Here is a 24,481-nt window from a genome sequence, read left to right on the forward strand (position 1 = left end):
GGGGGGTGGCGCGGCGGTGGCCGTCACCGGTCGCCGCCCAGGACCGCCGCGTCCTCCAGCCGGTCCGTCACGAACCGCGTCATCCGCGCGGTGGTCGCGAACCAGTGGCGTACGTCGTCCCCGACGAGGTCGACCTCGATGCCGAACTCGGCCTCCACCGCGCTGATGCACTCCATCACGGTGAGGCTGTCGTATCCGTCTCCCAGGGACACCCGCAGGTCCGTGTCGTCCGCGACCGCGTCGTACCGGGGTCCGAGCCGGGCGGCCAGCAGCGCGCGCAGCCGCTCGGACACGGAGGCGGGGGGAGGAGTGGTCATCGTGTCGGTCCTTCGCTGCCGTCCGCTCCGGCCGGTCGGTCGGAGCGGTGAAGAGGACCCGTCGCGGCGATGTGCACGTCGGCGGGTGAGGTGGGGCGGAACTCCAGGTAGAAGAAAGCCGTGCGGTCCGTGACGCCGAGGGCCTCGGCGATGTGCGCGGCCAGCGCCGACCGGAACGACTCGTCCCGGTCGGGGGAGACGCGGCAGGTAACGGAGGCGTGGTGCAGGCCCTCGTCCTGGGCCGGCCGAGGGAGCGCGGACACCGGCCAGCCGCCGGTGAACACGCTCTCCTCGTCGACCGGTTCGAAGCGGACCACGACGTGGGCGCCGCTGATGCCCCGGTCCTTGAGCCAGCGGGTGATGCTGAGCGCCGCCGTGCGGCGGCGGGCGGCGGAGAGGTCCGCGCTCGCGATGGTGATGGTCGGCAAGGGGTGTCCCCGGGTCGGTCGGGCAGGGGAAGGCGATCGGGCGGGGTGGTTCAGGACAGGGCCAGGGCGGGCAGGAGGCCGGCGACGCGTCGGGGGCCGGGGCCGGTACGGTCGCGTAGCAAGGTGCCGAGCAGTCCCGCCAGCGGTCCGCCGCCGGTCGGGGAGAGCGGCGTCCAGGCGATCCCCTCCTCGGACCGCCCGACCGACGCGAGGAAGGGCTCCAGCGCGTCGCCTTCCGGCTCCCGCCCTCCGCGCTCGACGGCCACTGCCGCCTCGTACGTGGACAGCAGGTCCGGCAGCCGCCGCCCCTGGTCGGCGTAACCGCCGCCTCGCACCCGATGCCGGTCCAGCAGCGGCGCGAGGTCCGGAACCGGCGCGCCGGCCGCGGCCAGCACCCGGCGGGCCTGCAGCCCGGCGCGCAGCCCCGGCGGGGCACCCGGCACGGGCCCGTGGCCGCCGTCGGGGGAGGCGCAGGAGGCGGTGAAGGCGAGGAGGCCCGAGACGTCCAGCAGCCCGGGGACCGGGACGCCGAGCAGTCGCAGGGTCTCCACCGCCGACGCGGTGGAGACCAGGTCCGAGCCGCGCCCGCTCCAGTAGCCGAAGCCTCCGTCGTCGTTCTGGAGCTCGGCGAGCCAGCGGGCTATGCCCGCCCTCCCCTCGGCGTCGTCCGCGAACGCTCCGGCCGCCACGGCCCACAGCGTGCACCGGATCTCCGCCCCCCGGCCGGGCATGTACATCACCCCGCCCTCGTTGGGCAGTCGGCAGCCCTCCAGCCAGCGGACGAGCTCCGCCCGGCGGGGGCCGACGGTGTCCGGCAGCAGGGCCGCCGCGGCGGTGCTCAGCGCGTCGTCGGCCCGTTCCGGCTCCCGGTAGGTGTATCCCCCGTCCGGGCAGGCGAGCTCACCGATCCGGCGGGCGACCGGCTCGGCCACCGCCGCCACGTCCGCGTCCGCGCCCAGCGCCCGCAGCACACCGACCGCACAGAAGGAGGCCCACACGTCCTCCACCGGGTAGCCCTGCCAGCGGACGAACGCACCGCCCGCTCCGCGCAGCCCCCGCACCCACCGCACGCACTCGTCGGCCCCGGCCGGCCCTGCTCCGAGAGCCGCCAGTGCCCCCACCGCCCGGTACGTGGCCCACAAGCACGGCACCTCCGTTGACGGCGCGAACCGGAAGCCGCCCGACGCGTCCTGCCTGGCCCGCAGCCAGCCCACCAGCCGGGCCACGTCCCAGGGCGGTGGCTCCGTGCCGACCGCCGCGGTCCAGGCCAGTACCCCGTAGTAGCAGGCCCGGACGTCTGTCCGGCCGCGCCGGGCGTCCGCCGGGGTCCAGCCCAGACCGCCGTCCTCTGCCTGCAGGGCGCCCAGCCAGCTCAGGAGCCGGGAGCGGTCCGGGTCGGGCCAGTCCCGGCCGAGCGAGGCTGCAGTGCGGGTGCTGAAGTGGGTGGCCCACACCTCGGCGCCCTGCCCGGGCACCATGCCGTACGCCTCGCCGGTCCAGGTCGACTCCAGCCAGGCCGTGGTCCGCTCCCGTGCGGTGAGCGGGTGGCCGAGGTCGCGCAAGGCCTGGGTGCAGTAGAACGTGGCCCAGGCGTCGGAGGTCATGCCCGCGCTCCAGGCGTATCCGCCGTCGGAGTTGCGGCGGGAGAGCAGGTAGCGCGCGGTGGCCTCGGGCGCGGTCGCCTCCTCGGTGCGGCCCAGCCAGGCAAGGGTCCGTACGGCCGCGTAGGTGCACCACAGGTCGGGCTCGCCGGTGCCCGAGCCTCGGACCTCCGCCAGGCCGGCCCACCGCGCCCCGTGAAGTGCGGCGGTCACGGGGTCTCCTCCAGGACGCGGATGTTCGACCGTTTCCAGCTCTTCTGCGATGCCCCGCTCTTCGTGAGCTGCGGAAGCGTGTTGACGAAGGCCACCCGGTCCCAGGACAGGCCCAGCAGCTCCTTGGACACGCGTCGCACCTCCTCGGCCGTCGTGGGCTCGGCGGACCGGTCCGCCGCCGGCAGTCGCTCCAGCAGCAGCCCCGCGAAGGAGCCGGCCGCATCCACCTCGATCAGGTAGCCGGTGGCCTCGGAGACGGCGAACACCACGTCCTCCACCTCGCGCGGGGTGAGATCCACCCCGTGCACGCGCAGGGTGTCCGAGGCACGGCCGCGCACGGTCACGGTGGGGGAGGGGCGGCCGCACGGGCACGCGTCGCCCAGGGTCACCATGTCCCCCGTCCGCAGGCGCAGCAGCGGCCGCGCGTACGAGTTGAGCGGGGTGACCACCAACTGACCTGTGCGCGGACCGTCGGCGTCGATCCCGACCGGTCCCTCCGGTCCGCCGGTGTCCAGCTCGAAGTAGGTGCCCGTGGTCAGCAGGTGCTGCCGGCCCGCCGCGCAGGTGGTCGCCAGGGTGCCGGTCTCGGTGCTGCCGTAACTGGCGTCCAGGACGTCCGCACCCCACCACCCGCCCAGCCGGGCCCGGAACGGGGCGGTGTTCACCTCGCCGAGCAGCATCATCCGCCGCAGACCGGTGGCGAGCTCGGGGAGCAGCCCGCGTCCGGCCGCCAGCCGGGTCCACTCCAGCGCGACGCCCGGGGCGAGGAACACCGTGGTCGGACGGTAGCCGCGCCACAGCTCCACCAGCCGGTCCCAGCCGGTGATGCCGGTCGCGAACGGGTAGGCGCGCAGGTGCGACAGGTCGAGGTAGTCACCGACCTGGGCGATCAGATCGCCGACCGGCACCACGTCCGAGGGCATCAGACTGAGGATCCGCTCGTCCCCGTCCAGCACCTCCCGCCAGGCCTCGCCCACCGCGACCGTGTTCCAGATGACGTCCTCCGCGAGCCGGGGCGTCGGCGTGGGCGTGCCAGTGCTCCCGGTGGTCTCGTAGTAGCGCAGCGCCCCGCCGGGGGGCACGGTCGCGAAGGACATCGGCCGCGCCTTGAGCTCCTCACGCGCCGTGGGCCGCAGCGCGGCGAACGCCGCCCGGGAGAACGGGCCGAGCCCCTGGTACGCCGGCGCCTCCGACGCCCGTTCCCAGAGCGCGGCGAGCTTGCGTTCGTAGAACTCCGGACCTGGAACCCCGGACATCGCCGTGGTCTCCCGCCTGGCCTCGCGCCAGATGTTCACGTGTCGTTCCTGATGCCACATCGCTGGATCCCCCGGCACGCCGCTGGATGAGAGTCGGTCGGCAGCCAACACCGCCGCTCTTAAGCGCTCCTGAACGGTCACCGTGCCCGCGCACCGACAACGGCGCCTTCTTAAGCGGGCGTTAAGCGCGGCCCGGCAGTGTTCCCGGCGGGGGATCCGGCGGGTGCCGCGGATTCCCGGCAGACACGGAAGGAGCACGCGTGACCAGAGTCGTTGTCACCGGCGGCGGTACGGGCATCGGCCGGGCCACCGCCCGTCTCTTCGCCCGCGACGGTGCCGAGATCGTCCTCGTCGGCCGGCGGGCCGACGTACTGAAGGAGACGGCCGCCGCGCTCGAACCGGCGAGCGTCCTGATCGTGGCCGCCGACCTCGCCGACACCGCCGGCGCGCTGCGGGTCCTCGACGCGCTCCCCGACGGGCCGGTCGACGTGCTCGTCAACAACGCGGGCGGTGTCGACCGGGACAAGCAGCCCGGCCTGGCCGGATACGCCGCGTCGTTCCGCCGCACGCTGGACGCCAACCTCGTCTCCGCCGCCGTGCTCACCGAGGCCTTGTGGCCCCGCCTGACCCGCCCCGGCGCCCGCGTGATCAACGTCGGCTCGGTGGCGGCCCGCCGGGGCGGCGCGGACGGCTACACCGCCGCCAAGGCCGGCATGATCGGCTGGTCCCAGGGTCTGGCCCGCAAGGGCGGGCCGGAGGGCATCCTGGTCAACACGGTCGCCCCCGGCTACGTCCAGGACACCGAGTTCTTCACCCCCTCCGGCCGCTCCGCGCGCCACGACGCCCTCGTGACCGACACCCTGCTCGGCCGCGCCGGAGTGCCCGACGACATCGGCGCCGTGATCCGCTTTCTGGCCTCACCCGAGGCCGGGTGGATCACCGGCCAGGTGTTCGACGTCAACGGCGGAAGCGTGCTGGGAAGGTGACCCGCGACATGACGCGCAGACGCATCATCCACGTCTTCCCCGACCGTAGCTCCGAACTGCTGCGCGGCTACGAGGAAGGCGAGTTCTGGGTCGACTACCGGGCCGCCGCCGACCGTGCCGGCCTCGACTTCGCGGTCGCCGCCCCCGATCACATCGCCATCGCCCGCGGCACCGCCTATTGGCGCGACGAACCCCTCTCCCCGGAGCGGGACATCCTCGTCTACGGGGTGCGGACCAGCCCCACGCACGAGGTCGACCTGTGGACCGGGCTCTCGCTGATGCGGTCCCTGGCCACGCTCGGCTTCTGGCTGCCGATCCCGCTCGACACCGGCATCCTGCTCAACGACAAGTACGCCACCCTGAACGCCTTCCAGGACTCGCCCGTCCCGGGCATCCCGACCATCCGGATCACCGCCGACCGGGACGTCCACCGGCTGCGCCACCTCAACCTGGTGCCGGGCGACTGGTTCCCGGTCTTCGTCAAACCCCTCTCCTGGAGCGGCGGCCAGGGCTGCGTCTCCTGCCCGGACCGGGACAGCCTCGAAGCGGTCCTCGGGCTCGCCGCCGGCAGCGGGACCGGCGTGGCCGTACAGCCGCGACTCGCCGGGGTCACCGCCGACATCCGCGTGGTCGTGGTGGAGGGCACCATCATCGCGATGTTCGACCGGATCCCGCGGCAGGGCTCGCACGTGGCCAACGTCAGCCGCGGCGGCAGCTACGCGCTGCGCACCGAGATCGACCCCCGGGTGCACGAACTGGCCAAGCTGGCCTCCGAGCGGCTCGGCGTCTCCTACCTGTGCGTGGACCTGCTGCTCGCGGACGGACAGCTGTGGCTCTCGGAGTTCGAGGCCGACGGAGCCGTCTCCCGGCTGCTGGCCCCGGCGGATGTGGTCCACCACGTGGTCGCCACCCGGTTCGCCGCGTACGAGCGCCGCCTCGACGCCTTCCTGGCCGGCCGCTGAACCGCACCGCATCCCGGCTCGAACCCGTCCGTACCGGACGGCCCGACCCGCCGATCCCCGTCCGACCGGAGCCCCACGGCATCAGCCCCGCCGGGCCGCCCGAAGGCCCGGCACCGAGCGTCCGGCCCGAAGGCCCGGCCGCGATGCTTCGGCGCCGTCACCACCCGACGAGCCCAGAGAGGCGCACCCGTGACCACAGCCGCAGCACTCGGCTACCTCAAGCACGCCCTGCCGCCCGAGGAAGGCCCGGTCCCCGTCGACCTGCTGCTCGGGCCCGTGGAGGGCCGCGCGCGGGCGCTGGACGCGGCAGGCCTCGACCGGGCGGCGTGGCGGGCCGCCCGACGGCGCTGGGTCGCCGAAGCCGACCGGATCACCCGCGCCATGACCTGGCTGGACGCGGCGGTCGATCCGGCCGCCGTCACCCTGGGGGTGAAGGACACCCTGGATGTCGCCGGCATGCCGACCAGCCTTGGGCACGCCACCCACCGGCATCACCCCGGCGCCGACGCCCCGGCCGTCGCCCGGCTCCGCCGGCTGGGGCTGGCCCTCACCGGCAAGGCGTACGCCACCGAGCTCAACATCGGTGCCCCGGGGGACGTCCTCAACCCCGCGTTCCCGGAGCTCTCCCCGGGCGGCTCCAGCACTGGCTCGGCCGTCTCGGTGGCCGCCGGCATCTGCGACTACGCCCTCGCCACCGACGTCCTGGGTTCCGCCCGCTGGCCCGCGGCCAACTGCGGGGTGGCCGGCCTGCGTACCACCTGGGACCCTGGCCGGCTGGTCGGCGCACTCCCCGTCTCGCCCACCCAGGACGCCCTCGGCCTGATGGCCCGTACCGCGGGCGACTTGCGCCGGCTCTGGCGCCGCGGTCCGGTGTCCGCCCCCGGCGGAGCGACCGGCGGCGGAACCGGCCGGGTGGGGCGCCGCGTCGCCTCGCTCCGGGTGGCCACCGTGACCAACACCCGAGGCTGCGCGCCGGTCCTGGAGAGGGCCAGGGAACGCGCCGAGGCCGCCCTCGGCGAACTCGGCGTCACCCGCACCGAGACGGAGCTTCCCGCCGAGCTGTGGCGGGCCCGCGCCGACGCCTGGGAGCTGTGCGCGGTCGACGTCGCCGACGTGGTACGGGAGGTCGAGAGCCGGTTGGGGCTGTGCGTCTCACCCGTCGCCCGGGCATCCCTCGGCCCCGAACCCGCGCCCGGCCGCCGCGACGAACTCGTCTCCCGGCAAAAGGGGTTCCGTCGCGCCCTGCTCGCCCTGCTCGACCGCGAGGGCGTCGACATCCTGCTGATGCCGGTCAGCTCCACCCCGCCCAAGCGGGTGGTCGAGCGGGCCGGGAAGCCGACGCTGCCCAAACCCAAGGACACCGACTACGCCGACCGGCTCGGCTACACCCCGATCGCCAGCTTCGCCGGACTGCCCGCCCTGGTCCTCCCCGCCGCTGTCCACCCCGAACAGGGCCCACTGGCGGTCCAGTTGGTGGGCCGACCCCACACCGAGGCCGAGCTGCTCGACCTCGGCGCCGCCCTGGAGAAGGTCCTGGACACCCGTCCGGAGCTCACCGAGCGGGTGGCCCGTACCCTGCGAGCCGGACGATGAATGGCATCGGCCGGATCGCCCCGGAACGACTCGCGGCCGAAACAACCCGGCTCTCCGCGCTCGGCGGCGCGCCCCCCGCGGGCGCGACCGAGAGCGGCCCCGCCCAGGTCACCGCCTCCACCCGCGCCCTGGCGGTCCGCTCCGGAGGGCAGGTCGTCGCCAGCGGCGGGACCACGGGCCGGATCAAACTCACCACCATCGCCCCCGACCAGGGCATCCCCCGCCTGCTGCGGAGCTGGCGGCCGCTGGGACCGGGAGACGTCCTGCTCAACCTGTTCCGCCCCGGCCGGCTCTGGGGCGCGCACTACTTCTACAACGCCCTCGCCACCTACTCCCGTGCGTCCGTGCTGCCCATGGGGCCGGTGTCCGCCGCGGAACTCCCCGAATGGGCCGCGGTGTTCCGGGAGACCGGGGTCAACGCCCTGGCCGGCGCGCCCAGCGCTCTCGCCGACTTCGCCGACGCCGCCCTCGCCACCGGCACCACCCTGCCCGTCACCATCGTCATCTGGGCCGGCGAGCCGCTCACCGCGGCCCGCCGCGAGCGGATCGCCCGCGCCTTCCCCGAGGCGGCGTTGTGGGGCAACTACGGTTCCATCGAGACCTACGTGATCGCCGCCAGCGGCCCCGCCTGCGCGCCCGGCGTGCTGCACCTCCTCCCGGATCAGCGGATCGACCACGACGAGGAGCGGACGCTGCTCACCCGGGTCGGCGAGGGCTGGCCCGCCCCCGTCCTGCGCTACCGGCTCGGCGACCGGATCGCCCCGGACCACTGCCGCTGCGGGACCCCGAACGCCCTGCGGATCCTGGGCCGGGCCGACGACCGGTTGAAGTTCCACAACACCATGCTCCGGCTCGGTGACCTGCTGGAAGTGGCCCGCGCCGTCCCCGGCGTCACCGACGCCCAGCTGCTCCTGACCCCGGACCCCGCCGACCTCACCGCGCTCGCCGGCCTCACCGTCCGCTGGACCGGCCACCGCCCCGACCCGGCCCGGGACCCGGCCTCGGCACAGCACCCGGCCCGGACCCCGGACGATGACCCCGTCCGCGCCGAACTGCTGCGCAGGGTGTACGCCCTGGGCGCCATCGCCGCCCAGCACCCCGACAGCATCCGCGCCGAGCACGTCGACCGGCTCGACCGCAGCACCCGGACCGGCAAGGTGCTCCCGCACCAGTGGCTCGGCGCCGTCTCCGGCACCCCTTGACCGGGCCCCATCGCCCCGACGACACAGCAGCCCAGCCGACAGAACAGGACCCGAGCCATGGAGCGCGGCACCCCGGTCGAGAACCGGATCACCAGGGACTTCCTCGACGAAGGGCGCGGCAGGAGCCGCGCGGTCGACACCACGGACCCCGCCTTCGGCCGCACCCACGCCTGGCTGGGCCGGCCGATCTTCAACCGGCCCGCCTTCCTCCAGGCCGACGAGGTCCGCTCCCTCGACCGGGACCTCGGCATCCTGCTCCGCGTGCTCTCCTCGCTCCCCGAACGCCTCCACGAAGGCGACCCCGGCCGCATGGCCCGCGCCCTGGGCCTGAACGAGGACCAGGCCGAGGCCGTCACCCGGTGCGCCGTCGCCGGCCCGGCGGTCCCGCTGGGCCGTGCCGACCTGCTCCGCGAGCAGGGCCGGTTTCGCCTCGTGGAGTTCAACACGACCAGCTCGCTGGGCGGTTGCGAGATCGCCGAGATGAGCCGCGGCATGCTCGCCGACCGCCCGCTCGCCGAGTTCGCCGAGAAGCAGGACCTCGGGTACGGGGACCCGGTGGCCGGGATCATGGCCTCCATGGCGGCCTCCTGTCCCACCGGCTCCGGCCTCCCCGTCGCCGTGGTGAAGTGGCCCAACAGCCCCGAGACCGCGGAGGACTTCGGCCACCTGGACCTCTTCCTCCGTCAGCTCGCCGAACTCGGCCACGAGGCGTTCCCCTGCCACATCGGCCAGCTCGACTACCGGGGTGGTGTGCTCACCGCCCGCGGCCGCCGAGTGGACCGCCTCTTCCGTACCTTCCAGCTCAGCCGCCTCACCGGCGCCACCGAGACGCGGGAGCTGGCCGCCCCCCTCCTGGACGCGGTGGCCGACGGCGCCGCCGCCGTCTTCGCCCCGCTCACCACGGACCTCTACGGCATCAAGGACTGCCTGGGCCTGATCAGCGACGGGACCCACCAGGACCTCCTCGACCCCGTCGAGGCCGAGGTGGTCGACCGGCTGGTGCCCTGGACCCGCCCGCTGCGCCTGGGCAGCACCACCCGCGAGGGCCGGGCCGTCGACCTCGCCGCCCATCTGCGCTCCGAGCGCGAGCGCCTGCTGATCAAGCCCAGCGCCGGATTCGCCGGACAGGGGATCACGGCGGGCTGGATGGTCGGCCCCGAGGAGTGGGACCGCAGGATCGCCGAGGCACTGCGCCTCGGCGCCCCGTACGTGGTCCAGCAGCGGGTGATCGCCGACGCCGAGCGGTTCGTCGACGCCGACGACCCGGACACCCTCGCACCCTGCCTGCTCAACTGGGGCGTCTTCCATACGGCCCACGGCTACAGCGGCGCCTTCGTCAAGGGCATCCCGCACGCCGAACAGGACTTCCGCTTCCTCGGCGACGGCTCCCACGTGGGCTGCGTCTTCCACCGGCTGCCCGGCCCCGGAACCCAGGAGCACTGATGGCCGCCCCCATCGGCGTCGTCGTCGACGCCTACACCACCGGAAACCTGCTGCCCGCCGCGTTCGCCGCCCACGGGGTCCGGCTGGTCCACGTCCAGGCCCGCCGCCGGGTCTCCACCGCCCTGCCCGGACCGGACCTGTCCCGTTTCGCGGAGAACGTCGTCTACGACGGCCCGCCCGCCCTGGCCCGCCTCCGCGCCCTCGCCCCCGCCTTCGTCATCGCCGGCCAGGACTCCGGAGTGGCCTTGGCCGACCGGCTGAGCGAGGAACTGGGACTGCCCACGAACGGCACCGCGCTCTCCGCCGCCCGCTGGGACAAGTACGCCACCGGGGATCGGCTTCGCGAACGAGGCCTGCACTGCGCCCGCCAGTACAAGTCCGCCGACCCGGCCGACCTCGTCCGCCGGTGCAAGGAGTGGTCCGACGGCGCCCGACTCCCCGTGGTGGTCAAGCCGGTGAGCTCCGCCGGTACCGACGGGGTCCGCATCTGCCGTACCGACGCCGAGATCGAGACGGCCGCCGCCGCCGTGCTCGCCGGACCCGACGTGTACGGGAAGCCCAACACCGAGGTGCTCGTCCAGTCCTTCCTGGAGGGCACCGAGTACATCGTGGACACCGTCAGCCGGGACGGAGCGCACTTCGTCTGCGGGGTCTGGCGCTACCACAAACGACTCGTCGCCGGCCGGCCCGTCTACGAACGGGACGTCCTGCTCGCCCCGGACGAGGAACCGGTCCCCGCCCTCCTCGACTACATCACCCTCGTCCTCGACGCCCTCGGCATCCGCCACGGCTCGGCCCACGCCGAGATCATCGTCACCCCCGAGGGCCCGGCGCTGGTCGAGATCGGCGCCCGGATGAACGGCAACATGAACCCCGGCCTGCACCGGCTGTGCCTGGGCCACGACCAGGCGACCCTCACCGCCCTCGCCTACCTCCGCCCCGCGGAGTTCGTCGCCCGCCGGGCGGGGCGGGTCTACACCCGGCTGCGCCCGGCCCTCGTCTGTCACACCTCCACCGACCGGTCCGGCCGGGTCACCCGGATCGACACCGGAGCGGTCCGCCGGATCGAGGCCCTACCCGCCGTCCACGCCGTGGCCGTGAAGCTGGGCGTCGGTGACCGCCTGCGCCCCACCACCGACCTGCTGTCCAGTCCGCTGCGGGTCTTCATGACCCATCCGGACCCCGACGTCCTGGAGGCCGATGTGCGGGCCGTCCACACACTGGCCGAGGCCGTGTACGAGACCACGGCGCCGACCCCGTCCGGACTCGCGCCGTGACCCGGCCGGGGCGGACCCGCCCTCAGCCGGGCGCCGAGGACCCCGCGACCCCGGCCCCGCCCAGCCTGTGGCGCCACCGCGACTTCACCACGTACTGGCTGGGGGAGAGCGCCGCCCGGATCGGGGTCCAGGTCACCTCCCTGGCCCTGCCGCTGCTCGCCGTCGTGGAACTCGACGCCGGCCCCACCGAGGCGGGCCTGCTCAACAGCGCCCAGTTCGTGCCCTATCTGCTGCTGACCCTGTTCGCCGGGGTGTGGGTGGACCGCCTGCGGCCCCGCCCCTTCCTGATCTTCACCAACCTGGCCCGCGCCCTGCTGCTCGCCCTGCTGCCCGCCCTGTTCTGGCTGGATGCCCTCACCCTGGCCGGGCTGTACGCGGCGGGCCTGGTCATCGGCTCACTGGCCGTCCTGTACGACCTGTCCTCGTCGACCTACCTGCCCTCGCTGATCGGGAAGGACCGCCTGGCGGAGGGCAACAGCCGCATTCAGGGCAGTGGTTCGGTGGCCCGGATCGCCGGACCGGGAGTGGGCGGCTTCCTGGTCCAGCTGATGTCCGTGCCCGCCACCCTGGTCGTCGGTGCCGTCGTCCACCTGTTCTCGGCGATCGCCCTGTTCGCCGTGCGCACCCGGGAGGAACGCCCCGTGGCCGACGGCCCGCCGAAGCCGATGCTGCGCGAGATCGCCGGTTCGCTCCGCTTCGTCGTCCGCAACCCCTATCTGCGGGTGGCCGCCTTTCGAGCCGGGTTCAACAACCTGTTCTTCATGGCCATGCAGACCCTGTTGCCGCTCTTCGTCCTCCGAGAGCTGGGCGAATCCAGCGGCACCCTGGGGCTGGTCCTCGCCGTCGGCGCGGTCGGATCGCTGATCGGCGCCTTCCTCGCCGTGGGCGTCGCCCGCCGGTACGGTCCGGGCCGCGCCATCGTGCTCGGTTTCGGCCTCGGCTCCTTCTCCCAGGCCCTCGTCCCACTGGCCGGGGGTCCCACCTTCCTGGTCCTCGCCGTCCTGCTCGGCTCGTTCCTGCTCGGAGGCATCGGCACCACCGTCGGCAACATCCACCTCTCCACCCTCACTCAGACCGTCACCCCGGCCCGCGTGCTCGGCCGCACCAACGCCGCCCTGCGCTTCCTGACCTGGGGCACCATGCCCGTCGGCGCCCTTTTGGGCGGCTGGACGGGCGACCTGATCGGGCTGCGGGCCGCCCTGCTCGTCACCGCCGCGGGCTTCACCGTCTCCCTCCTCCTCGTCGCCTTCTCCCCGGTGGGTCGGCTCACGGAGCTCCCGGAAGAGGCCCGGTGGGACGACGAGTGAGGCGCGGAGGCACGGGAGCGCCGGGCAGCCGCGGGGGGCGCTGTCGCGCGTCACCCCGTCGCCGTCACGCGACCGGGCCGGAGCTCTTCGCCGGGGCGTCGTCCGTGCGGGCCGACGCCGCCGCCGCGCGGGCGCCGGGCCTGAGCACGCCGGCGCCGAGCACCAGGCCCAGGGACAGCAGGGTGACCAGGCCGAAGGAGAAGAGGAGCGAGGTCGCGTCGGCGATGCCGCCGATCGCCGAGGGGGCGATGAGACCCGAGGTGTACGTGATGGTGGCGACGCCCGCGATGGCCTGGCTGGGGTTCGGGCCGCTGCGGGCCGCCGCGGCGAAGGCGAGCGGGACGACGACCGCGACGCCGAGCCCGATGAGCCCGAAGCCGGCCATCGCGACGGCGGCGTGCGGGGCGAGGACGACCATCAGCCCGCCGAGGGTGGCGACGGCGCCCCCGACCCGTACCGTACGGACCGCGCCGAAGCGGTCCACGACGCGGTCGCCTGCCAGTCGGGCCGCGGCCATCGTCAGTGCGAAGGCGGTCGTCGAGGCGGCGGCGAGCCCGGCGGAGCTGCCCAGCTCGTCCTTGAGGTAGACGGCCGACCAGTCGAGGCTGGCGCCCTCCGCGAAGACCGCGCAGAAGCCTATGGCGCCGATGACCAGCGCGGACCTGGGCGGCAGCGAGAACCGCGGCGGCGCCTCCTCGTCCGGGGTGGCCTGCACGTCCAGGACGCCCTGGCAGAAGGCCAGGCCGAGCACGGTGAGGATGAGGGCGGCGATCAGGTGGTGGACGCGGGCGTCGGTGCCGAGGTGGGCCGCGACCGTGCCGCCGGCCGAGCCGAGCAGCGCGCCCACGCTCCACATGCCGTGCAGGCTCGACATGATGGACCTGCCGAGCCGGTTCTCGGTCTCGACGCCGAGGGCGTTCATCGCCACGTCGGACATGCCCGCGGTCGCGCCGTACACGAAGAGCACGCCGCACAGCCCCCAGACGTTCGGGGCCAGCGCGGGCAGGGTCAGGGAGAGCGTCCACAGGGCGAGCAGGCCGCGCAGGGCCGTACGGGCGCCGAAGCGGTGGCTGATGGCACCGGCCAGCGGCATCGCGACGGAGGCGCCCAGCGCGGGGAAGGCGAGAGCGAGCCCGAGCTGTCCGGCGCTGACGCCCGCGTGCTCCTGGATCCACGGGATGCGGGTCGCGAAGCTGCCGGTCACCGCGCCGTGGACGCAGAAGACCGCGGCGACGGCGAAGCGCGCCCGCCGAAGGCGCTCGGTGCTGAGGACGGTCTCCGCCGCCATGTGCCCTCCCTGAGTCGTGGTGTGGGCCGTAAACTATCAGGGACCCTGCCTGATAAATAGCCCGCAGGGGGAGTCCGCGTGGAATCGAGTCTGAGAGGATCGCCGTATGGCCGCATCCCCGAGCACCGCACGGGCCATCAACGACCGGCTCGCCCTGCGACTGCTCCAGGACGAGGGACCGTTGACGGCCACTCAGCTCAAGACGCTCACCGGACTCTCCCGACCGACCGTCGCCGATCTCGTCGAGAGGCTCCGCGAGTCCGGGCTCGTCCATGTCGTCGGGGAGTCCGGCGCGGAGCGCCGCGGCCCGAACGCCAGGCTGTACGGCATCGTCGCCGACCGCGCCCATCTCGCCGCGCTCGACGTACGCACCCGCTCCGTCTCCGTCACCGTCGCCGACCTGCTCGGGACCACCCTCGCCGAGGCCTCCGTCCCCGTCGGCGACGGCAGCGGCACCGGACCCGCCGTCGAGAAGGCGGTCACCCTCCTGGAGCGCACCGTGAAGGAGGCCGGCGCCGACCGGCTGCACACCGTCGCCGTCGGCGCCCCTGGCCTCATCGACCCGGCCACCGGCGAGCTGCGCGACTCCTCGGGGCTGCCCGCCTGGCACCGGAGGCTCGTCGCCGTCCTCCAGGAACGGCTCCCCGCCCACGTCCTCGTCGAGAACGAGACCAACCTCGCCGCCGTCGCCGAACTGCGCGAGGGCGCGGCGCGCGACCGTGAGGACTTCGTCCTGCTCTGGCTCGGCCAGGGCGTCGGCGCCGCCGTCGTCCTCGGCGGGCGGCTGCGCCGCGGGGCCTCCGGAGGCGCGGGCGAGATCGGCTTCCTGCCGGTCCCCGGCACCTCGGGGCTCCCCTCGGCCACCGGCTGCGACGGCGGCTTCCACGAACTGGCCTGCGCGGCCGCGGTCGAGACCCTCGCCGCCGCGCACGGCCTCGCCCCCTCGGAGGCACTCGCCTCGGGCCACGGTCCCTTCCTGGACGCGCTGGCCCGCCGTCTGGCCGTCGGCGCGGCGGCCGTCGTCTCCGTACTGGACCCCGGCTGCGTGGTCCTCGCCGGCGAGACGGGTCACCAGGGCGGCCCCGCGCTCGCGGCCCGCGTCGAGGCGGAGCTGGCGGCCCTCTCCCCGCTCCGCACGGACGTCCGCCCGACGGAGCTCGGCGACGCGGCCGTCCGGCGCGGCGCGCTCCTCCTCGCCCGCGACACGGCTCAGGACGCGCTCTTCGGCCCGCCGGCCACCGGACTCTAGGGCGTGTTGCCGAGGCTCCCCGGTCGCGCGGAGGTCTCCCGGGTCGCGCCGAGGTGCCGGAGCGGAACCGGCCCGGTGAGCCGCTACGCGCCCGCCGGTCCGCCGAAGCGCCGCGCCAGGAACTCGTCGAACGTCACCCGGCCCACCGCGCGGTCCGGTGCCAGGTGCTCGCCGCGCCGCAGCCCCCGGTACACCCTGCCCGGCAGCGGCACCTCGACGACGCGGCGCCGGCGTCCGCTCGCCCGCAGGTAGGAGTGGGCCAGCTCGACGAAGGTAGGGATCTCCGGGCCGGCCATGTCCTCGACCCGGCCCGCCGGCCGCCCCGCGGCCAGCTCGGCGAGGCGCGCGGCCGCCTCCGTCACCTCCAGGGGCTGGTCCCGTACCCCCTTGGGCAGCAGCATCACGGGCGGCTTCGCGAGCCCTTGGAGCAGCTGGAGGACCAGGTCGTGGAACTGGGTGGTGCGCAGCAGCGTCCAGCCGGTGCCCGAGCCCTGGATCATGCGCTCCACCGCGTACTTGGTGCGGTAGTAGCCGAGCGGCACCCGGTCGACGCCGATGATCGAGATGTAGACGAGGTGCGGCACCCCGGCGCGCCGCACCGCTTCGAGCAGGACGCGGGCGGCGTCCTTGTCGCCGCGCAGGATGTTGCTGCAGTGGACGACCGTGTCCACCCCGTCGACCGCCCGTTCGAGCAGCGGCCCGCCCTGCCGCAGGTCGACCGCGTACGGCGGGGAGTGCCTGCTGAGGACCCGTACGTCGTGGCCGTCCGCGCGCAGCCGCTCGCAGACGGGCCGGCCGAGGGTTCCCGTACCACCGGTCACCAGGATCGTGCTCATGTCTCAAGACTGACGGTCCCGGCCCCGGTCCGCACAAGGGGAAGGCGCGAGGTCCGCACTCAGGGCAGGCGTCCGGTCCGCACCCGGGGCAGGCGCCAGGTCCGCACACGCGGAGCGCCGCGCCCCGGACAGGGGGGGCGCGGCGCGGTGGGAGCCCGGCGGCGGCAAGGGCCGTTGTCCGCCGCCGGGGGTCTTCCGAGGTGGGTGCGTCAGCCGTGGGTCAGCAGGCGCCGAGGTCCTTCCAGACACCCCAGTCGCCGGTCGTGCCCGGCGTCTCGTTCTGGGTCCACCACTGGGCCTTGTACTTGCGGCCGTTGTGGGAGACCTCGTTGCCCGCGTTGTAGACCGTGCCGGCCACGTACGCCGGGACGGTTCCGCAGCCCGTGGGCGGCGTCGTCGGAGGCGTGGTCGGGGGAGTGGTCGGCGGGGTCGTCGGCGGCGTGGTGGGCGGCGTCGTCGGCGGGGTGGTCGGCGGGGTCGTCGTGCCCGGCTCCACCACCGTCGTGCCGCGCGCCAGGTCACCGGCGAGGGCGTACGTCGTGCCGTTGATGCTCACCGTCCAGTTGGAGGGGGTGGACACCGGCAGGTAGTAGTTGAACGCCAGGTCGACCGAGGCGCCGGGGGCCAGCGACTGCCAGGCCGGGAGCTTCAGGGAGACGCGGTGGAAGTCGCCCTTCAGGCCGCCCACGTTGGAGCCCGTGTGGTCGCTGCTGATGACCTTGGTGCCGAAGCCCGACTGGTCCGAGGCGTTGGACGGGGCCGAGGTGCCGTAGTCGAACTGGAACTCGGTGCCGCCCGGCAGCGCCGTCGCGGTGTTGTTGGTGATCTTGATCTTCGGGGTGATCGGGTAATTCGAGTCGCCCAGCTTGAACTCGGTGAACTGCGCGTCGATCTTCACGGCCTGGGTCGGCAGGGTCGCGTTGGACTTCTTCGCGCCGTACGGGGTGGCCGCCTTGAACTTGTCGTACATCAGCGAGGTGAGCGTGTCACCCATCTCGTACTGGCCCTTGGCGGCGTTCCAGTCGTAGTCGCCGGCCATCTCCCAGACCATGGTGCCGCCGATGCCCTTGTTCACGACGTAGTCGGCCTTGGCGGCCACCGACTGCTCGTCCTCGGTGGAGAGGAAGACCTTCTTCTGCGCGTTCCACAGCCACGGCGCGACCAGGGTCGAGTCGTACTTGCGGGCGTAGGTGCCGGTCAGGGTGGTGTTCGCCGGGAAGCCGTACTGGGTGACGTAGTCGCCGACGATCCCCTTCTCGAGGTTCTTGGCGTGCCACATCGGGTTGGAGCCGGCGGGCGACTCGACACCGTTGGTGTCCTTGTCGTGCCACAGGTTGTCGATGCCGGTGGCGCCGTCACCGCACTTGGTCAGACCGGCGCCGGCGGGGCAGGTGGTCGCGGAGGCCTTGCCCCACAGACCGTCGGTGCCGCCCTGCACGTTCTTGTGGCCGCGGGTGTAGTAGGGCAGGCCGATGTTGATGCGGCCGGCCGGCATCGAGCCGCGGAAGTAGTGGTAGGCCCAGTCGGTGTTGAGGTAGCCGATGTTCCCGTACTGCGCCGAGCCGTAGACGTTGGCGGCGGCGAGCTCGCCGTCCTTGCCGTCGTCGAAGAGCGAGGCGTTGGGGCCGACGTACTCGTTCCAGGCGCCGTGCAGGTCGTAGGACATGATGTTGACGTAGTCCAGATACTTCTGCATCTGGAAGGTCTCCATGCCCCGCAGCAGGTAGCCGGAGGAGGGGGCGGCGACGGTCAGCAGGTAGTGCTTGCCGTCGGCGGCGCCCGCGGCGTCGAGCTTCTCGCGCAGGGTCTTCATGAGGGCCGCGTAGCCCTGCACGAGGCCGGCGCGGCGCGCGTTGGCGAGCTGCCAGTCGAGCGGGTTGCCCGCGTCCTTCATCGTGGTCGGGTACTCGTAGTCGATGTCGACGCCGTTGAACCCGTACTTGCGGATGAAGTCGACGGACGAGGTCGCGAAGGTGTCGATCCCGGCCTGGTTGACCGAACCGTCGGCGTTGGTGGCCATCGAGTAGAAGCCGCCGGAGTTGACCCGGTCGCCGTTGTCCGCGAAGTAGCCGCCGGTCTCGGCCCAGCCGCCGACCGAGATCAGCGTCTTCACGTTCGGGTGCTGCTTCTTGAACTTGTTGAGCAGGTTGAAGTGGCCCTTGTAGGAGTAGGCGGGGTCCATCTCCGCGCCCGCGACACCGGGCCAGGTCATCCCGGTGGCGGCGTTGTTCGGACCGTCCGTGCCCACGGAGAGCTTGTTGTCGCTCCCGATGTGGCCGAAGGCGTAGTTGATGTGGGTGATCTTCTCCCACGGGATGTCCTTGGCCAGGTACGCGGGCTGGCCGTTCTTGCCGTCGCGCCAGCCGGTGAAGTAGCCGATGACCCGGCGCTGGTGGTCCGCGCCCATCTTCTCGCGGCCCTCGGTGTCGTAGACCGAGCAGTAGGGGACGTCGACGCCCGGGGTCTTGTAGAGCCCGTCGGGGCGACAGGACTCGTTGTCGGCCGCGTACGAGACGCCGCCGGAGAGCGAGCTGAGCAGCAGCCCGGCGACGGCTGCGCCGGAGGAGAGCAGCGAGGCTCTTTTCGCGGTGGGGGACAACACGATGGCTTCCTCCTGGGGTGGGGGTCCCCCCACGCCGCGGGGCGTAGGGGGAGTGGATAAACACAACGAACAAGGGGGTGGGTCGTGTTGGGCCCGTGGGGTGCGCACCCCGCCGGGCCGTTCCTAGGAGGTGACACGGAGATTAAGAGGACTAGACCAGTGCGTCAATAGGTCTGGACCAAAGAAGAATTCTGTGGGACTCTGTGAGCCAGACCACAGGATCTCGGCCACATCGCTTCACGCGGCTCGTGGCACACTGGCCCTGTATCAGCAGCAGCGCACTCCGGGGTCGGTGTAATTCCGAACCGGCGGTATAGTCCGCGACCCGTCCGCAGCCAGCGGCCGGTTGACCAGGTGAGATTCCTGGACCGACGGTGAAAGTCCGGATGGGAGGCAGTGCGCGGCGGGTGACCCCTCACAGGGGTGTGCCGGCCGTACGTCCGCTGGTCGCCGTGTCGTCACCGACCGGCGTACCCGGAGGACGCGGCCTCGGCGCACCCTGCGCGAGGCGTCCTTCCCGCTCTCTGTCGTCATCGACAGGCCCCGGAGTCCGTGCCCGAAGAGGCAGGAGGACCCGGTGGCCCAGCAGGCCGACATCACCGCCATGCGACGCGCCGTCGAGCTCGCCGCACGCGGACTCGGCGCCACCAGCCCCAACCCCGTCGTCGGCTGCGTCGTCAGCGACGCAGCCGGACACCCGGTCGGCGAGGGCTGGCACCAGCGCGCCGGCGGCCCCCACGCCGAGGTCCACGCCCTGCGCGAGGCCGGCGTCCTCGCCCGCGGCGGCACCGCGTACGTCACCCTCGAACCCTGCAACCACACCGGCCGCACCGGCCCCTGCGCCCAGGCCCTGATCGAGGCCGGGGTCAGCCGGGTCGTGTACGCGGTCGGCGACCCGAACCCGCAGGCCACGGGCGGTGCCGACACCCTGCGCGCCGCCGGCGTCGAGGTCGCGCAGGGCCTCCTGGAGGACGAGGCCAGGGCGGTCAACATCGCCTGGCTCACCTCCGTGCGCCACGGCCGCCCCTTCGTCCGGTGGAAGTACGCCGCCACCCTCGACGGCCGGATCGCCGCCGCCGACGGCACCTCCCGCTGGATCTCCTCCGCGGAGTCCCGCGCCGACGTCCACCGGCTGCGCGCCGAGGCCGACGCCGTCGTCGTCGGCTCCGGCACCGCCCGCGCCGACGACCCCCATCTGGCCGTACGCGGGATCGACGAGGCCGTCCAGCCCCTGCGGGTCGTCGTCGACACCGAGGGGACCGCCGTGAAGCCCGGCGCCCGGGTCCTCGACGACGCGGCCCCCACCCTGATCGCGATCGCCGAGGACGCTGCGACCGGCCTCCCCGACGTCGTACGCCTCCCCAGGGCCGGGCGCGGCCTGTCCGTACCCGCCCTCCTCGACGCCCTGCACGAGCGCGGCGTCCGCTCCGTCCTCCTCGAAGGCGGCCCCACCCTCGCGGGCGCCTTCGTCGCCGAGGGTGCCGTCGACCAGGTCGTCGGCTACCTCGCCCCGGTCCTCCTCGGCGCGGGCCCGCAGGCCCTCGCCGACGCCGGAATCACCACCATCACCGAAGCGTTGCGGCTCGACGTCACCGAGACCGTGCGCATCGGCCCCGACATCCGCATCACCGCCACCCCCAAGGAGCGCTGACCGTGTTCACCGGAATCGTCGAAGAACTGGGCGAGGTCGTCGCCGTCGAGCAGCTGGAGGACGCCTCCCGCTTCCGACTGCGCGGCCCCCTGGTCACGGAAGGCGCCCAGCACGGCGACTCCATCGCCGTCAACGGTGTCTGTCTCACGGTCGTCGAGCACGGCGACGGCGAGTTCACCGCCGACGTCATGGCCGAGACCCTCAAGCGGTCCAGCCTCGGCGCCCTCGAAGCGGGTTCCCGCGTGAACCTGGAGCGGCCCATGGCCGTCGGCGGCCGCCTCGGCGGCCACATCGTCCAGGGCCACGTCGACGGCACCGGCACCGTCCTCGACCGGACCCCGTCCGAGCACTGGGAGATCGTCAAGGTCGGCCTGCCCGCCCACCTCTCCCGCTACGTCGTCGAGAAGGGCTCGATCACGGTCGACGGCGTCAGCCTCACCGTCGTCGAGGTCGCCGACGACTGGTTCACCATCAGCCTCATCCCCACCACCCTCGCCCTGACCACGCTCGGCATCAAGCAGAGCGGCGACCCGGTCAACCTCGAGGTCGACGTCATCGCCAAGTACGTCGAGCGGCTGCTCGGCACCGACGCCCAGGAGAACGGCAAGTGAACTGGCTCAACTCCGAGGCGTTCACCGTCCTCGACCAGCGCATCGTGTGGTCCGACATGATCGGCAACACGATCGGTCTGATCGCCCTCGCCCTCGGCTGGCGGCGCTCCATACTCACCTGGCCCGCCCAGCTGCTCTCCGGCGTGATCCTCGTCGGCGCCTACGCCTCCGCCCACCTCTCCGGCGGCGTCGGCAAGCAGCTCCTGGTCATCGGCGTCGCAGCCTGGGGCTGGTGGCAGTGGAACCGGGGCCGGCAGCAGGCCCAGGACGGCTCCATCGCCGTCCGCTTCGCCACCTGGAAGGAGCGCGGCCTGCTCCTCGCCGGCGCGGTCCTCGGCACCCTCGCCGTCGGCGGCCTCTTCACCCTCTACCCGTCGCTCTCCTGGAGCCCGTGGGCCGACGCGTACATCTTCGTCGGCACGCTCGTCGCGATGATCGCCCAGGCCCGCGGCCTGGTCGAGTTCTGGTTCGCCTGGCTCCTCGTCGACCTCGTCGGCGTCCCCCTCGCGTTCAACAGCGGCCTCGCCTTCTCCGGCCTGGTCTACGTCATCTACTTCGTCCTCGTCATCTGGGGCATGCGCGACTGGTGGCTGCGCTCCCGCGGCACCACCGTCCTGGAAGGAGCCCACGCATGAGCACGAATCCCCTCTGGGACGCCACCGACCTCGCCCTCGACCCCGTCGAGCAGGCCATCCGCGACATCGCCGCCGGACGCCCCGTCGTCGTCGTCGACGACGAGGACCGCGAGAACGAGGGCGACCTCGTCATCGCCGCCGAGAAGGCGACCCCCGAGATCGTCGCCTTCATGATGAGCGAGTGCCGCGGCCTGATCTGCGCGCCCATGGAGGACGAGGAGCTGGAGCGCCTCCAGCTCCCGCAGATGGTCGAGCACAACACCGAGTCCATGCGGACCGCCTTCACCGTCTCCGTCGACGCCTCCCCCGCGTACGGAGTCACCACCGGCATCTCCGCCGCCGACCGCGCCACCACCCTGCGGATGCTGGCGAGCGGCAGCCACGAGCCGTCCGACTTCGTCCGCCCCGGCCACATCTTCCCGCTGCGCGCCAAGGCCGGCGGCGTCCTCGTCCGCAACGGCCACACCGAGGCCGCCGTCGACCTCGCCCGCCTCGCTGGCCTCCGCCCGGCCGGCGCGATCGTCGAGATCGCCGGCGAGGACGGCGTCATGCTGCGCCTGCCCGAGCTGGTGCCCTTCGCCCGCAAGCACGGCCTCACGATCATCTCCATCGAGGACCTGATCGCCTACCGGCGCTCCGCCGAGCCGACCGTCCGCCGCGAGGCCGAGGTCCAGCTCCCCACCGCGCACGGCGACTTCACCGCGTACGGCTACCGCTCCACCGTCGACGGCGTCGAGCACGTCGCCCTCGTGCACGGGGAGATCGGCGACGGCGAGGACCTCCTCGTCCGGGTCCACTCCGAGTGCCTGACCGGCGACATCTTCCACTCGCTGCGCTGCGACTGCGGCCCCCAGCTCCAGGCCTCCATGGACCGCATCACCGAGGCGGGCCGCGGCGTCGTCGTCTACCTCCGCGGCCACGAGGGCCGCGGCATCGGCCTGCTCTCCAAGCTCCGCGCGTACGAGCTCCAGGAGCAGGGCCGCGACACCCTCGACGCCAACCTGGAGCTCGGCCTGCCCGCCGACGCCCGCGACTACGCGGCCGGCGCGCAGATCCTCGCCGACCTCGGCGTCCGGAGCCTGCGCCTGATGACCAACAACCCCGACAAGATCGACGCCCTCACCCGGCACGGTCTCACCGTCGAGGGCCGCGAGCCGATGCCCGTCACGGCCGGCGAGCACAACCTCCGCTACCTGCGCACCAAGCGGGACCGGATGGGCCACGACCTGCCCTGGCTGGACGGCTCCACGGCCTCCACCTGCGGCAACCAGTAGTCACGTACGTACGTAACGACCTGCAAGGAGAAACATGAGCGGCAAGGGCGCACCCGTCCTCAGCGTGAAGAACTGCGGCGACCTGCGGGTCGCGGTCATCGCGGCCCAGTGGCACGAGAAGATCATGGACGGCCTGGTCGACGGAGCCCTGCGCGCCCTCGGCGAGCTCGGCATCGACGAGCCGACCCTCCTGCGCGTCCCCGGCAGCTTCGAGCTCCCGGTCGTGGCGAAGGTCCTCGCCGGTCGCGGCTACGATGCCATCGTCGCGCTCGGAGTCGTCATCCGCGGCGGAACCCCGCACTTCGAGTACGTGTGCCAGGGCGTGACCCACGGCCTCACCCAGGTCTCGATCGACACCGGCGTACCCGTCGGATTCGGCGTCCTCACCGTCGACAACGAAGAGCAGGCCCTCGACCGGGCCGGCCTCGAAGGCTCCTCCGAGGACAAGGGCCACGAAGCGGTCACCGCCGCCGTCGCCACCGCCACCACGCTGCGCACGGTCAGCGAACCCTGGCGCTAGGTAGCACGCCCCCACCCCGTACTCTTAGGACCATCATGGCGAACGAAACCTCCAAAACCTTCGAAGAGCTCTTCGCCGAGCTCAAGCTCAAGGCCGAGACCGGCGACCCGGCCACCTCCCGCACCGCGGAGCTGGTGGGCAAGGGCGTCCATGCCATCGGCAAGAAGGTCGTCGAGGAGGCCGCCGAGGTCTGGATGGCCGCCGAGTACGAGGGCAAGGAAGCGGCCGCCGAGGAGATCTCGCAGCTGCTGTACCACGTCCAGGTGATGATGGTCGCCCGCGGGATCTCGCTCGACGACGTCTACGCCCACCTCTGAGCACAACCGTCCCACCGTTCCGAACACTCCCAGGCAAAGGAAGCTCACCTCATGCTGCGCATCGCCGTTCCCAACAAGGGTTCCCTCTCCGGACCTGCGTCGGCAATGCTCCATGAGGCGGGCTACCGGCAGCGCAAAGAGTCCAAGGAACTCGTCGTCATCGACCCCGACAACGAGGTCGAGTTCTTCTACCTGCGGCCGAAGGACATCGCGATCTACGTCGCCTCCGGGAAGCTGGACATCGGCATCACCGGCCGTGACCTGCTCCTGGACTCCGGGGCCAGCGCCGAGGAGATCCTCGCGCTGAACTTCGGCCGCTCCACCTTCCGCTACGCCACCCGGCCGGGCACGGCGAACGGCCCGGAGGACTTCGGTGGCATGACCATCGCGACCTCCTACGAGGGCATCGTCGCCAAGCACCTCGCCGACCAGGGCATCGACGCCTCCGTCGTCCACCTGGACGGCGCGGTCGAGACCGCGATCCAGCTCGGCGTCGCCCAGGTCATCGCGGACGTCGTGGAGACCGGCACCAGCCTGCGCAACGCGGGCCTGGAGGTCATCGGCGAGCCGATCCTCACCTCCGAGGCCGTCGTCGTCCGCCGCCACGGCGCCACGGACGACCACCCGCAGGTGCAGCAGTTCCTGCGGCGCCTCCAGGGCGTCCTGGTCGCCCGCTCGTACGTGATGATGGACTACGACTGCCGCGCCGAGCACCTGGAGCAGGCCGTCGCCCTCACCCCGGGCCTCGAGTCGCCGACCGTCTCCCCGCTGCACAACGAGGGCTGGGTCGCCGTCCGCGCGATGGTCCCCGCCAAGGAGGCGCAGCGGATCATGGACGACCTGTACGAGATCGGCGCGCGCGCCATCCTCACCACCGCCATCCACGCCTGCCGCCTCTGACGGCCGGCCGGTA

General features: G+C 73.1%; 22 protein-coding genes and 1 riboswitch. Of the genes, 15 read left to right on the forward strand and 7 right to left on the reverse strand.

All coding sequences use genetic code 11. The features are described 5' to 3' along the window. Positions 1-23: 23 nt before the first annotated feature. The 4 genes from ACF08F_RS21115 to ACF08F_RS21130 are packed head-to-tail and all read right to left on the reverse strand — an operon-like array spanning position 24 to position 3,854. Complete coding sequence (locus ACF08F_RS21115; protein ID WP_392300047.1) at positions 24-317, reverse strand: acyl carrier protein; 294 nt, start codon at positions 315-317, stop codon at positions 24-26. Next, on the reverse strand, positions 314-745 hold the full coding sequence (locus ACF08F_RS21120; protein WP_392300048.1) for a hypothetical protein: 432 nt from the start codon (positions 743-745) through the stop codon (positions 314-316). The genes ACF08F_RS21115 and ACF08F_RS21120 overlap by 4 nt, the downstream gene beginning before the upstream one ends. Positions 746-795: 50 nt before the next feature. After that, positions 796-2,559 (reverse strand): prenyltransferase/squalene oxidase repeat-containing protein, encoded by a 1,764-nt coding sequence (locus tag ACF08F_RS21125; protein WP_392300049.1) that lies wholly within the window; start codon positions 2,557-2,559, stop codon positions 796-798. Then, positions 2,556-3,854 (reverse strand): phenylacetate--CoA ligase family protein, encoded by a 1,299-nt coding sequence (locus ACF08F_RS21130; RefSeq protein WP_392300050.1) that lies wholly within the window; start codon positions 3,852-3,854, stop codon positions 2,556-2,558. The genes ACF08F_RS21125 and ACF08F_RS21130 overlap by 4 nt, the downstream gene beginning before the upstream one ends. A gap of 221 nt (positions 3,855-4,075) precedes the next feature. On the opposite strand from ACF08F_RS21130, the gene ACF08F_RS21135 reads away from it, so the two are divergent. The 7 genes from ACF08F_RS21135 (at position 4,076) to ACF08F_RS21165 (ending at position 12,585) form a co-directional block, all read left to right on the forward strand. Further along, positions 4,076-4,801: an SDR family NAD(P)-dependent oxidoreductase gene (locus ACF08F_RS21135; protein WP_392300051.1), complete on the forward strand. Its 726-nt coding sequence runs from the start codon at positions 4,076-4,078 to the stop codon at positions 4,799-4,801. An 8-nt stretch (positions 4,802-4,809) separates the two neighbouring features. Then, positions 4,810-5,763 carry a RimK family alpha-L-glutamate ligase gene (locus ACF08F_RS21140; RefSeq protein ID WP_392300052.1) on the forward strand — a complete coding sequence of 318 codons (954 nt, stop codon included), beginning with the start codon at positions 4,810-4,812 and terminating at the stop codon, positions 5,761-5,763. A 189-nt stretch (positions 5,764-5,952) separates the two neighbouring features. Next, complete coding sequence (locus ACF08F_RS21145) at positions 5,953-7,356, forward strand: amidase family protein (protein ID WP_392300053.1); 1,404 nt, start codon at positions 5,953-5,955, stop codon at positions 7,354-7,356. After that, on the forward strand, positions 7,353-8,558 hold the full coding sequence (locus ACF08F_RS21150) for an AMP-binding protein (RefSeq protein ID WP_392300054.1): 1,206 nt from the start codon (positions 7,353-7,355) through the stop codon (positions 8,556-8,558). Before ACF08F_RS21145 ends, ACF08F_RS21150 begins: the two co-directional genes overlap by 4 nt. Positions 8,559-8,615: 57 nt before the next feature. Beyond that, positions 8,616-10,001 (forward strand): hypothetical protein, encoded by a 1,386-nt coding sequence (locus ACF08F_RS21155; protein ID WP_392300055.1) that lies wholly within the window; start codon positions 8,616-8,618, stop codon positions 9,999-10,001. Then, positions 10,001-11,278, forward strand: coding sequence for an ATP-grasp domain-containing protein (locus tag ACF08F_RS21160; RefSeq protein WP_392300056.1), 1,278 nt, complete (start codon positions 10,001-10,003; stop codon positions 11,276-11,278). Before ACF08F_RS21155 ends, ACF08F_RS21160 begins: the two co-directional genes overlap by 1 nt. Next, on the forward strand, positions 11,275-12,585 hold the full coding sequence (locus ACF08F_RS21165; RefSeq protein ID WP_392300057.1) for an MFS transporter: 1,311 nt from the start codon (positions 11,275-11,277) through the stop codon (positions 12,583-12,585). The genes ACF08F_RS21160 and ACF08F_RS21165 overlap by 4 nt, the downstream gene beginning before the upstream one ends. A gap of 64 nt (positions 12,586-12,649) precedes the next feature. Here ACF08F_RS21165 and ACF08F_RS21170 read toward each other — a convergent pair whose 3' ends face one another. Next, positions 12,650-13,873, reverse strand: a complete 1,224-nt coding sequence (locus ACF08F_RS21170; RefSeq protein ID WP_392300058.1) for an MFS transporter — start codon at positions 13,871-13,873, stop codon at positions 12,650-12,652. A 106-nt stretch (positions 13,874-13,979) separates the two neighbouring features. On the opposite strand from ACF08F_RS21170, the gene ACF08F_RS21175 reads away from it, so the two are divergent. Continuing rightward, complete coding sequence (locus ACF08F_RS21175; protein ID WP_392300059.1) at positions 13,980-15,122, forward strand: ROK family transcriptional regulator; 1,143 nt, start codon at positions 13,980-13,982, stop codon at positions 15,120-15,122. A gap of 83 nt (positions 15,123-15,205) precedes the next feature. On the opposite strand, the gene ACF08F_RS21180 is transcribed toward ACF08F_RS21175, so the two are convergent. Further along, complete coding sequence (locus ACF08F_RS21180; RefSeq protein ID WP_392300060.1) at positions 15,206-15,958, reverse strand: SDR family oxidoreductase; 753 nt, start codon at positions 15,956-15,958, stop codon at positions 15,206-15,208. Positions 15,959-16,178: 220 nt separating this feature from the next. Continuing rightward, the gene (locus ACF08F_RS21185; protein ID WP_392300061.1) at positions 16,179-18,560 is read right to left on the reverse strand and encodes a chitinase C-terminal domain-containing protein; all 2,382 of its coding nucleotides are present in this window, start codon (positions 18,558-18,560) and stop codon (positions 16,179-16,181) included. Positions 18,561-18,834: 274 nt separating this feature from the next. Beyond that, a riboswitch (FMN riboswitch) is annotated at positions 18,835-18,964 on the forward strand. 173 nt (positions 18,965-19,137) lie between these two features. Between ACF08F_RS21185 and ribD the strand changes: the two genes are divergently transcribed. The 7 genes from ribD to hisG are packed head-to-tail and all read left to right on the forward strand — an operon-like array spanning position 19,138 to position 24,468. Continuing rightward, entirely contained in the window at positions 19,138-20,211 is a 1,074-nt protein-coding gene (gene ribD, locus ACF08F_RS21190; protein ID WP_392300062.1) for a bifunctional diaminohydroxyphosphoribosylaminopyrimidine deaminase/5-amino-6-(5-phosphoribosylamino)uracil reductase RibD, read from the forward strand. A gap of 2 nt (positions 20,212-20,213) precedes the next feature. Beyond that, complete coding sequence (locus ACF08F_RS21195) at positions 20,214-20,822, forward strand: riboflavin synthase (RefSeq protein ID WP_392300063.1); 609 nt, start codon at positions 20,214-20,216, stop codon at positions 20,820-20,822. Between the two features lie 56 nt (positions 20,823-20,878). Continuing rightward, a complete protein-coding gene (locus tag ACF08F_RS21200) occupies positions 20,879-21,457 on the forward strand; it encodes a nicotinamide riboside transporter PnuC (protein ID WP_392300128.1) in 579 nt (192 codons plus the stop codon). Continuing rightward, on the forward strand, positions 21,454-22,731 hold the full coding sequence (locus tag ACF08F_RS21205; RefSeq protein ID WP_392300064.1) for a bifunctional 3,4-dihydroxy-2-butanone-4-phosphate synthase/GTP cyclohydrolase II: 1,278 nt from the start codon (positions 21,454-21,456) through the stop codon (positions 22,729-22,731). Before ACF08F_RS21200 ends, ACF08F_RS21205 begins: the two co-directional genes overlap by 4 nt. Positions 22,732-22,765: 34 nt before the next feature. Continuing rightward, positions 22,766-23,251 (forward strand): 6,7-dimethyl-8-ribityllumazine synthase, encoded by a 486-nt coding sequence (gene ribH / locus ACF08F_RS21210; RefSeq protein WP_053643767.1) that lies wholly within the window; start codon positions 22,766-22,768, stop codon positions 23,249-23,251. 35 nt (positions 23,252-23,286) lie between these two features. Further along, positions 23,287-23,568 (forward strand): phosphoribosyl-ATP diphosphatase, encoded by a 282-nt coding sequence (locus tag ACF08F_RS21215; protein ID WP_392300065.1) that lies wholly within the window; start codon positions 23,287-23,289, stop codon positions 23,566-23,568. 51 nt (positions 23,569-23,619) lie between these two features. Further along, on the forward strand, positions 23,620-24,468 hold the full coding sequence (hisG, locus tag ACF08F_RS21220; RefSeq protein ID WP_189804354.1) for an ATP phosphoribosyltransferase: 849 nt from the start codon (positions 23,620-23,622) through the stop codon (positions 24,466-24,468). Positions 24,469-24,481 lie beyond the last annotated feature (13 nt).

The organism is Streptomyces sp. NPDC015130 (assembly GCF_043080005.1).
Lineage (GTDB): Bacteria > Actinomycetota > Actinomycetes > Streptomycetales > Streptomycetaceae > Streptomyces.

Bases quoted from the DNA above. Each gene is read 5' to 3' on its own strand.
- ACF08F_RS21155 (WP_392300055.1), top strand. From the start codon at position 8,616: ATGGAGCGCGGCACCCCGGTCGAGAACCGGATCACCAGGGACTTCCTC.
- ACF08F_RS21205 (WP_392300064.1), top strand. From the start codon at position 21,454: ATGAGCACGAATCCCCTCTGGGACGCCACCGACCTCGCCCTCGACCCC.
- ACF08F_RS21175 (WP_392300059.1), top strand. From the start codon at position 13,980: ATGGCCGCATCCCCGAGCACCGCACGGGCCATCAACGACCGGCTCGCC.
- ACF08F_RS21215 (WP_392300065.1), top strand. From the start codon at position 23,287: ATGGCGAACGAAACCTCCAAAACCTTCGAAGAGCTCTTCGCCGAGCTC.
- ACF08F_RS21200 (WP_392300128.1), top strand. From the start codon at position 20,879: ATGATCGGCAACACGATCGGTCTGATCGCCCTCGCCCTCGGCTGGCGG.
- ACF08F_RS21160 (WP_392300056.1), top strand. From the start codon at position 10,001: ATGGCCGCCCCCATCGGCGTCGTCGTCGACGCCTACACCACCGGAAAC.
- ACF08F_RS21180 (WP_392300060.1), bottom strand. From the start codon at position 15,958: ATGAGCACGATCCTGGTGACCGGTGGTACGGGAACCCTCGGCCGGCCC.
- ACF08F_RS21140 (WP_392300052.1), top strand. From the start codon at position 4,810: ATGACGCGCAGACGCATCATCCACGTCTTCCCCGACCGTAGCTCCGAA.
- ACF08F_RS21115 (WP_392300047.1), bottom strand. From the start codon at position 317: ATGACCACTCCTCCCCCCGCCTCCGTGTCCGAGCGGCTGCGCGCGCTG.
- ACF08F_RS21150 (WP_392300054.1), top strand. From the start codon at position 7,353: ATGAATGGCATCGGCCGGATCGCCCCGGAACGACTCGCGGCCGAAACA.
- hisG (WP_189804354.1), top strand. From the start codon at position 23,620: ATGCTGCGCATCGCCGTTCCCAACAAGGGTTCCCTCTCCGGACCTGCG.
- ribH (WP_053643767.1), top strand. From the start codon at position 22,766: ATGAGCGGCAAGGGCGCACCCGTCCTCAGCGTGAAGAACTGCGGCGAC.
- ACF08F_RS21170 (WP_392300058.1), bottom strand. From the start codon at position 13,873: ATGGCGGCGGAGACCGTCCTCAGCACCGAGCGCCTTCGGCGGGCGCGC.